This window comes from Pseudomonas sp. P5_A12 (assembly GCF_056400685.1).
Window position 1 is genome coordinate 1 of the sequence record NZ_JBFUKU010000224.1, and the last position, 8,977, is coordinate 8,977.

Here is an 8,977-nt window from a genome sequence, read left to right on the forward strand (position 1 = left end):
GCTCCCACAGGGGATCTCCGGTGTTTAGACGACCCCTTGTGGGAGCGAGCCTGCTCGCGATGGCGGCCTGATATTCAACACAGATCTTTCAGCCAAAAAAAATGCCCGTATCTCACGACACGGGCATTTTTCATTTCAGCTCACACCTCAGAAATCATACTTCGCCATGATCTGCAGATTGCGCGGTTCGCCGTAGAAGGTGGTGCCGAAGTTGCCAAGGCCCGACATGTACTTCTTGTCGAAAACGTTGTTGGCATTGGCGGTGAAGCTCAGGTGCTCGTCGTACTGGTAGCGCGTCATCAGGTCCACGAGGGTGTAGCCGCCTTGCTTGAGCAGGGTGTTGCCGGCGGTCGGGCTGAAGCTCTGGCCGTAAAATGCGCTCTGCCAGCTGACACCACCACCGATGGTGAACTGGTCCAGCGCGCCGGGCAGGCGGTAGGTGGTGAACGTACGTACCACGTGTTCCGGTTTGCTGGAGGCCAGCGGGAAACCGTAGATGCGTTGTTCATCCTTGTCGCGGGTCCGGGCGTAGGTGTAGCCGGCCGATACGTTCCAGTCCTTCGCCAGTTCACCGGCCAGTTCCAGTTCCACACCCTTGGTGGTGGCGCCAGAGATGGCTTCATAAACGTCCCGGCCGGTGTTGACGTCGGTGGTGACGTACTGGGCAACGTTGTCTTGGTCAATCTGGAACAGGGCAAAGCTGGCGTTCAGTTTGCCTTCGAAATAAGCCGCCTTGATGCCGGTTTCGTAGCTGTCGCCTTCAACCGGGTCGAGGGTCTTGCCAGTGATGTCCTGGTAAATTTGCGGCTGGTAGATCTTGGTGTAGCTGGCATAGACCGCGTAAACATCGTTCAGGTCATAGACCACCCCGGCGTAGGGCGTGACGACGCCATGCTCCTTATAGCTTGCGTGGGTGTCGGTCAGGTTTGCATCCGGATAGTAGGTGTAGTCTTCGTTGTACTTGAAGGTGCTCAGACGGCCGCCGAGGATAAACGACAGGTCGTCGGTCGGACGCAGGCGCGTGGCCATGTAAAGTCCGTTCTGGCTCTGGGTGCGTTCGTATTTGCCGTTTTTCGGGAATTCCTGTTTCGGCAGGTGACCTTCCCAGTCAAAGATGCTGCCCGGCACCAGTTCGAAAGCACTGGAGTCGTAGGTCGCACCGGTCTGACGCGAGTGGGCCGCCATGAAGCCGGCCACCAGTTCATGCTCGCGACCGCCCAGGGAAAACGGCCCGGAGATGTTGACGTCCCCGGAGTTCTGTACGCGATGACCTTCCCAGCGACCCCAGTACAGGAAATTGCCCTCGCCGGTAACAGGGTCAGCGGAGCCACCGCTGGCCGAGGCCAGTTGAGTATCGTGATCGGTGGTTTTCTGGTCGAAGCTGGCCTTGAATTTCCAGTCATTGGCCAGCGCTTGTTCCAGCGACGCGAAATAGGTGACGCTGTCGAAATCACGCCGGCTCCAGTCGGCACCCGGGTTGAAACTGCGGGAGAAGTCAGTACGGCTACCGTCGGTGAAGTACGGCGCATTACCGGTCCAGGAGCTGCCGCGCGGGGTGACGCTGGACTTGTCGACGCCGAACGTCAGCAGGGTGTCGTCCGTCAGATCCGCTTGGAGGATGCCGTAGTAAATGTCTTTTTTCTGGCTGTAGTGATCCATGTACGAATCTTTGTCCTGGTACGCGCCGACAAAGCGACCGCGCACGTTGCCCGAATCGGTCAGCGAGCCAGAGATGTCGCCTTCGGTGCGGTAGTTGTCCCAGGAACCGGCCGTGGCACTGACCGAAGCCTTGAACTCCTTGGTCGGCTTCTTGCGGATCAGGTTGACCGTGGCGGACGGGTCGCCAGCACCGGTCATCAGGCCAGTAGCGCCCTTGACGACGTCGATGTGATCGAGGCTGGCCGCGTCGTCGCCGTTGTTCGGGTTTTCACCGTAGACGCCGTCGTAGGGAATGTTGACGCCATCGTACTGAAAGTTGGTGATGGCAAAGCCTCGGGCGGAAAACTCGGTACGGTCACTGTCGTACTTCTGGGTTGTGACGCCCGGCGTGTTGCGCAAGGCGTCGGCAACGCTTTGTACACCGCGGTCGTCCATCATTTGACGGGTGACCACGGTCACCGTTTGTGGCGTTTCGTGAATGGTCAGCGGCAGCCCGATCGCGGTGGTGGTGGCACCGGTGGTGTACGAACCGGTGTCTTCAGTGGTCATGCCCAGGGCCTGTCCGGAAATGGTGGTCGCGCCCAGTTGCAAGCTCGAACTGCCACCAGACACCAGGGTCACGGTGTTGCCATTGATCTGGAACGAAATGCCGGTGCCTTGCAACAGCGCCTTCAGGGCGTCGGACGGTTCCAGCGAACCGGATACCGCACGAGACTTGATGCCMGCCACTTGATCCGGGCTGTAGAGGATTTGCAGGTTGGTCTGCATGCCCAGTTCGGTGAGTGCGTTGGAAAGCGGCTGGATGGCAACATTCACTTTCACCGGTGCTGCATTGGCCATCGAGCTCCCCAGCAAGGCGGCGGTCAGCAGTACGCTGGTGAACAGGGTGCGATGCAAAGACGGGCGCTGTACGGCCAACGCGAGAGGTGTGTGGGGGGGTAGAGGTCGCATTACTTACCTGAGCTCCTGAAAAATGTTGTGCAGAGTTATTGTTAATAAGAATGATTATTAAGACGGAGCGCGGACGCAAAACCGGAAAGAAACCTGGGAAATAAATTTAAAAAGGTTGAATTGGAGGGAAGTGCCAGTCAGCAATGCCGCGACGCGGACCGGCCGACGCAGGCTTCGCCAGCTGCTACAGAGAATGCGGTTGTCTCGAGCGTTTTTCAGGCAGGGGTCAGTTCCGTGACCACCCGACCGCTTTCCATGCGCACCAGTTGATCGGCGACATCGAAATAACGGTCATCGTGGGAAATCACGATGATGGTCTTGCCCAAGCGTTTGAGGTCCGGCAACAGTTCGGTGTAGAAGATCCGGCGGAAAGTCGGGTCCTGGTCAGCCGCCCACTCATCGAACACCAGCACCGGCCGCTCCTCCAGCCACGCGTTGACCAGCGCCAGGCGCTTGCGCTGGCCGGTGGACAGGTCAGTGGTGGTGAAGCTGCCGTCCTTGACGCTGACCTTGTGTGCGATTTCCAGCCGTTGCAGGTAGGTGTTCGCATCTTCGGGGATGTGTGTGTCGCCCTGGACCACATCATCGAACAGGTAGTAGTCGGCGAATATCGTGGTGAACAACTGGCGATAGTCATCGCGATTGTGTGCGTCGATGGTCTCGCCATTGACGCGGATTTCACCCTGCTGCGGCGTGTACAAACCCAGCAGCAACTTGATAAGCGTGGTCTTGCCGCAACCGTTCTCGCCGACGATAAAAGTGATGTCGCCTTGCTTGATCGTCAGGTTGACCGGCCCGAGCTGGAACGGCGCCGCACCTTCGGCGGCCGGGAAAGCGAACCGCACATCCGCCAGTTTCAACTCACGCACCGCTTGTTTGACCGGGCCCTGATCGCTCAGCAGCAGATGGGGTTCGGGGGTGGAAAACTGCTCGGACAACTCGGCGATCCGGCGGAAGGCGATTTGTGCGCGGCTGACGATGGGCAGGGTGCCAATCAAGTGTTCCAGCGGGCCTTTCATGTACAGCAGCACCAGCACGAAGCCGCTCATCACGGTTTTATCGGCACTCGGCCAGAAGGTTTGCAGGGCTAGCGCCAGGCCGATCACCACGAAAAACAGCATTGAGCCAAAGGTCTTGGCGATCACGAAGGTGTTGATCGAGCGCACCTGGGTGTTGCAGATGAATTCGGCGGTGGCCTTGATGCCCGAGACAAACATGCGCTGGCGACGCGGGCGATGGATGCGCAGTTCCTTGGCACCTTCGGCAATCGCGTTGTAGTGTTTTTGCAGTTCGTCTTCGGCCTCGCGAGCGGCCATGAAACCTTGCACGCCTTTGCTCTGGGCATAGGCCTGAATCGCCGTGCCGATCAGGATCGCCGCCACCATGATCAGAAACATTGGCCACGACAGAATGGCCAGATATCCCATGCAACCCAAGGTCACGGTCACGGAAATCGCCAGTGGGGCGAAGGCGAAGGCGAAGTCGCTGATGGTGTCGACGTCGTGGGTCAGCACTGGAATCAGACGGTGGCTGCGGTAGCGTTCGATCTGTTCGATGGGTGCCGACAGGACTTTTTCGCCCAGCTGTTTACGCAGCTTGGCAATGATGTGTTGGCCGACGTAGTTGGTGCCAATGTCCGAGCAGATCGAACTCAGTAGCGCCAACAGGCACAGCCCGGCGAACAGCGCGACGACGCCTTGGGTAAGGCCGCTGTCAGAGTGCAGGGCGTTGTTGATGGTCGCCAGCAAGACCGTGACGCTCAGGCCGCCGACCATGCCCAGGAAAATGGACGCGGCGACGATCAGCCGAAAGGGTTTCAACAGGGCGAACAATTCGCCGATGGCGCCGCGGGTTGGCTGGGGCATGGGAGACAGTTCCTTGGGTCGTAAGGCAGATACCCAGTAGAACGTCTGATCGAAGACTTAATTTAACCGGGGCCGACTGGCGGCGGGGAGGCAGGGCAATGATCGTTCCCACGCTCCGCGTGGGAATGCATACGGTGACGCTCTGCGTCACATTCACCAGCGGAACGCGGAGCGTCCCTGGCGGCATTCCCACGCAGAGCGTGGGAACGATCAATGAGGCGCGAGGCTTAGAGATCACGCACAACACGAAACCCTATCCAGTCCCCTCGCTCTTGCGGGTACTGGCTGTTGCGATTACCGGAGCGCGAAAACACCGGCGCTTCACCCCAATCATTGCCACGAATGCGCACGGCTTCGCAATTGGCCTCTACCCACGCGCTGCCATCGGTGGGCGCACCGACGTAGTTGGGGTGTTCGCAGTCTTCGACCCATTCGTAAACGTTGCCGTGCATGTCGTACATGCCGAAGGCGTTCGGCGCGTAGCTGCCCACCGGCGAGCTGTAGCTGTAGCCATCTGCCGGGCCATAGGTATTCGCATGCTTGCCGATGCTGTATTCCTTGCCTGCATCGAACGGAAAGGGGAACGGGCCTTTTGTGCCACCGCGCGCGGCATATTCGCGTTGGGCTTCGCTGACCATGTGGTACGTCTGCCCGGTTTTTTTCGACAGCCAGGCGACGTAGTTTTTCACGTCATCGAAATTCATGCACACCGCGGGCTGGCGCGGCGTCTGCGGGTAACGCGGCTTGCTGGCGACGCATTCGCGGCCCGGCCGGGTATCGCCGTTGGCAATGATCACGCCACTCTCGCGCACGTAGCTGTCCCACTCGCCGGCGGTGACCTGGAAGYGGCTGATGGCRAACGGCTTGGCAAAGGTCACTTCATGTATCGGACCCTCGTCGGGCTCGCGGCCGACTTCATCGTCCGGCGTGCCCATGGAGAAAGTGCCGGCGGGCAGCACCACCATCTCCGGGCAGTCGCGGCAGTCCTTGAATACTTTGCCGGGTTGCGGTTGGGGGGCGGCCTGGACGGTGGTTGGCATAAGTCCGGCCATGAGCGCGGTAAGGGCGAGCGCCTTGAGCAGCAGGGTCAATTGATCTCGGTTCATGCGTTATCTCGAGCAAAGGAAAACGGTGCGTCATGTAAGGTCCAGTGTGGGAGCGAGCAGGCTCGCTCCCACAGGGTTCAGCGTCACGGCGTCATGCGGTTTTGTTCAGCAGGGCCATGAAGCGGTCGATATGGTCTTCAGTGTTGAGCAGGCCAGGCGCAATACGGATCACCGGGCCGACATCGCGCTCCACCGAGTCGCAGACCACGCGGTCCTCCATCAATTGGGCAGCGACTTTTTCGCAGTCGCGGTTCTTGATCCGGAAGAAGGTGAAGCCGGCGGACAGGTCCGGGCTCTGTGGCGTGACCAGTTCGATCTGCGGGTGTTCCAGCAGGCGGTTTTTTACATAGGTGTTGAGCGCATGAATACGCGCCTGCACCTCGGCCTTGCCCAGTTCCAGGTGCAGCTTGAACGCCTCGTCCAGTGCCCAGCGATGTTCGAAGCTGTGATAGCCGCCAGGGGTCATGATGGTCGAGAAGGTGGTGGCTTCGGAGAAGGTCGGAATGGTCGGTGTGACGTCCTTGAGTTCGGCGGAACGGGCGCAAATGATCCCGGTGCCGCGCGGGCCGAACATCCATTTGTGGGTGCCGGCGATGAAGAAGTCGCAGTGCATGTCGGGGAAGTCGAGGTCCTCGACGCCGAAACCATGCACACCATCGACCACATACAGAATGCGGTCCTTCTCCTCGCGATTGCGGTTCTGTTCTTCCACAAGTTTGCCGATCTCGCCAATCGGCAGTTTCACGCCGCTGCCCGATTGCACCCAGGTCATGCCCAGCACGCGGGTTTGCGGTTGGATGCCTTTGCTGATCGAACCGAGCACTTCATCGACGGAGATGTCGCGGCTGTTCTCGAACAGCTTGAGCTTGCGCACCTTGACCCCGTCCTTTTGCTGGCGGTAATCGAGGGCGTAGTTCGTGGCGTAGTGTTCGTGTTCGGTGGTGAGGATTTCCTGATCCGGGCGCACCTGAATGCCGCCGTAGATCAGCGACAGACCCTCGGTGGTGCTGCCGGTGAGGGCGATCTGTTCAGGCTTGGCCTTGAGGTAACGCCCGGCCCAGACACGCACGTCCTGCTCACGTTTTTCCGTTTCACCGAGGTCCCAGTCCATTGCCCGGCCGGGGTTGCGGTCGAGGTTGGCGCGGTGCCGTTCAATGGCCTCGCGCACCGGTCGTGGATGAGACGTCACCAGAAAATTGGCGAAGTGCAAATAGTCCGGATCCTGATCGAACAGTTGGCGCAGTTGTGCCCATTTGTCCTTGGGCTGCGGCTGCGGATTGGCAGCCTGTGCCGGCAATATCACAGCGCTGCTCAGGGGCAAGCCGGCCGCGAGAATCCCGGCCTGCTTGAGGAATGAACGACGGTTGGTCATCAGCAAGGTTCGCTTTTGCAAAGAGGATTCAGTTTTTCGCCACAGGCCTGGAAGACTTCTGCACTTGGTCCCAGACCCGCAGAAAATTACCGCCCCACAGCTTGGCGATATCGGCCTCGCTGTAGCCGCGACTGATCAGCTCGGCCGTGACGTTGCGGGCTTCGCTGACATCCTTCCAGCCCTCGAGKCCGCCGCCGTCGTTGAAATCGGAGCTGATGCCGACGTGGTCGATGCCGATTTTCTTTACGGCGTAATCAATCGCGTCGCCGTAGTCCTTGAGCGTGGCTTTCGGTTCTTCGTCGACAATCGCGTAGAGCTGACTGGCGTATTCGCCAAAGCGTTGCTCGGACCAGACGGTGATCACCGGGTCGCCGGGCATCAGCGCCATTTCCAGGCCTTGCAACGGTTGCAGGTCGAAGCGGGCGCGCAAGGCGTTGAGTTTGTCTTGGGTGGTTTGGCTCAAGGGGCGGATGTAGGTCGCAAAGCCCACAATTTGCACCACACCGCCGCTGTTCTTGATCAGCTGCATTTCCTGGTCACTGAGGTTGCGCGGGATATCCACCAGCGCGCGTGGTGCCGAATGCGAGGCGACCATCGGTGTACGGCTCAGTTGCGCTACTTGTTCCAGGGCCTTGGTCGACATCTGCGAGACATCGATGATCACGCCGAGGTCATTCAGGCGATGCACCGCTTGTTTGCCGATGTCCGACAGTCCGCCGAGGGCATCGCGCGAATCATTGAAAAACGGCAGTGGCCGCGAGGAGTCAGCCCAGGCGTTGTTGCCCACGTAGCTGAAGCCGAACATGCGCATGCCGCGTGCGGCCCATGTATCCAGCGCCTTCAGGTCGTTGCCCAGCGGGTAGGCGTTGAGCATGCTGATGAACACCGCGAACTTGTCTTCGCCGTGCAAGCGGCGGAAATCGTCCGGGGTGTAGGCGATGGCGACTTGATTGGGGAAGTCACGGACCATGGTGCTGATGATTTTGTAGCGGGTTTCCTGCTCGAACCGGGCTTCGTCGACAAAGCCTTCGGTTGGGCGGTGCGGGGCGTTGGCGCCGTTCCAGATTTCCGGCCAGCCGAAGATGGTCAGCGCTGCACCGGACAAGCGTCCACGCCCACTCTTGACCAAGTCGAACTGGCCGCTGCCATCCTTGTCGGCTTCGTTGCCGGCAGTCCCAAAGTCCAGCGGCACGGTGACGTGGCTGTCGAAGGAGAGGATGCGCGTTTGCAGTTCATCGGCCTGTTGCATCACCTTGATCGGGTAACCGGGATTGTCCTTGAACCAGTGATCCCAGACCGCGTAACCGGCAGCGACGCTGATCGCCAGCGCGAGTGGCAGGCCGAGGTACAGCGCCTTTTTTGAACGTGGTTTTGTCATGTTCATCTCAGTCAGGTTCGTTGCCCCGGTGTTGGGGGCTTTGCTATCTGGGAGGAACGAGTCATGCCATTGGAAATTTAGTGAGGCTGATGGCCTCATCGCGAGCAGGCTCGCTCCCACAGGGGATCTGCGGTGTTTACACCATCCTTGTGGGAGCCAGCCTGCTGGCGATGCTTTTGATCGTTCCCACGCAGAGCGTGGGAACGATCGTTGGAGCCGCAATGCTTTTAAATTTTCGGAGGGTGTGAACGTTCTAGCTTGGATAAAGCCTGCTTCATGGCTGACACAGGTAGGGCAATGACGATTTCTCGACGAGGGTTCATGGCAGGCCTGGCACTGACCGGCGCCGTCGTGCCTGCGGCTTTTTATGGGCATCGCGAATGGACGAAACCGGATCCGACGATCACCCCCGGCGAAGCGTCTTTTGACGTGGCAGATATCGCCGGCCAACGGTTGGCGGACACGCTGCGCGGCGTCTGGCAGATTCGTTTTGAAGGACATGACGCCGGTATTGAAGGTTTGCCTCGCGACGGTCTGGAGCTGTTTCTGGATGTCGGCCACAAAGGGCGCGGCCTGATCGGCTTTCTCGACACCGCCGAGCGTTTACGTTCCAGCGAAACACCGCGCTACCGGGTGCTTGGCGACC

Annotated in this window: 6 protein-coding genes; 1 reads left to right on the forward strand and 5 read right to left on the reverse strand. The window is 59.7% G+C overall.

Going from position 1 to position 8,977, the window contains the following annotated elements:
* Window positions 1–147: 147 nt before the first annotated feature.
* From AC1DSG_RS23115 to pvdM, 5 genes are all read right to left on the reverse strand, one after another.
* The gene (locus tag AC1DSG_RS23115) at window positions 148–2,610 is read right to left on the reverse strand and encodes a TonB-dependent siderophore receptor (RefSeq protein ID WP_477792962.1); all 2,463 of its coding nucleotides are present in this window, start codon (window positions 2,608–2,610) and stop codon (window positions 148–150) included.
* Window positions 2,611–2,825: 215 nt separating this feature from the next.
* Window positions 2,826–4,475 carry a cyclic peptide export ABC transporter gene (locus AC1DSG_RS23120; protein WP_477792963.1) on the reverse strand — a complete coding sequence of 550 codons (1,650 nt, stop codon included), beginning with the start codon at window positions 4,473–4,475 and terminating at the stop codon, window positions 2,826–2,828.
* 227 nt (window positions 4,476–4,702) lie between these two features.
* Window positions 4,703–5,581, reverse strand: coding sequence for a dihydropyoverdine dehydrogenase (pvdO, locus tag AC1DSG_RS23125; RefSeq protein WP_477792964.1), 879 nt, complete (start codon window positions 5,579–5,581; stop codon window positions 4,703–4,705).
* A gap of 91 nt (window positions 5,582–5,672) precedes the next feature.
* A complete protein-coding gene (pvdN, locus tag AC1DSG_RS23130) occupies window positions 5,673–6,953 on the reverse strand; it encodes a pyoverdine-tailoring periplasmic protein PvdN (protein ID WP_477792965.1) in 1,281 nt (426 codons plus the stop codon).
* Window positions 6,954–6,981: 28 nt separating this feature from the next.
* Window positions 6,982–8,331, reverse strand: a complete 1,350-nt coding sequence (gene pvdM, locus AC1DSG_RS23135) for a pyoverdine-tailoring dipeptidase-like protein PvdM (RefSeq protein WP_477792966.1) — start codon at window positions 8,329–8,331, stop codon at window positions 6,982–6,984.
* A 297-nt stretch (window positions 8,332–8,628) separates the two neighbouring features.
* On the opposite strand from pvdM, the gene AC1DSG_RS23140 reads away from it, so the two are divergent.
* The coding region (locus tag AC1DSG_RS23140) for a twin-arginine translocation signal domain-containing protein (RefSeq protein ID WP_477792967.1) at window positions 8,629–8,977 on the forward strand (349 nt) is incomplete at its 3' end.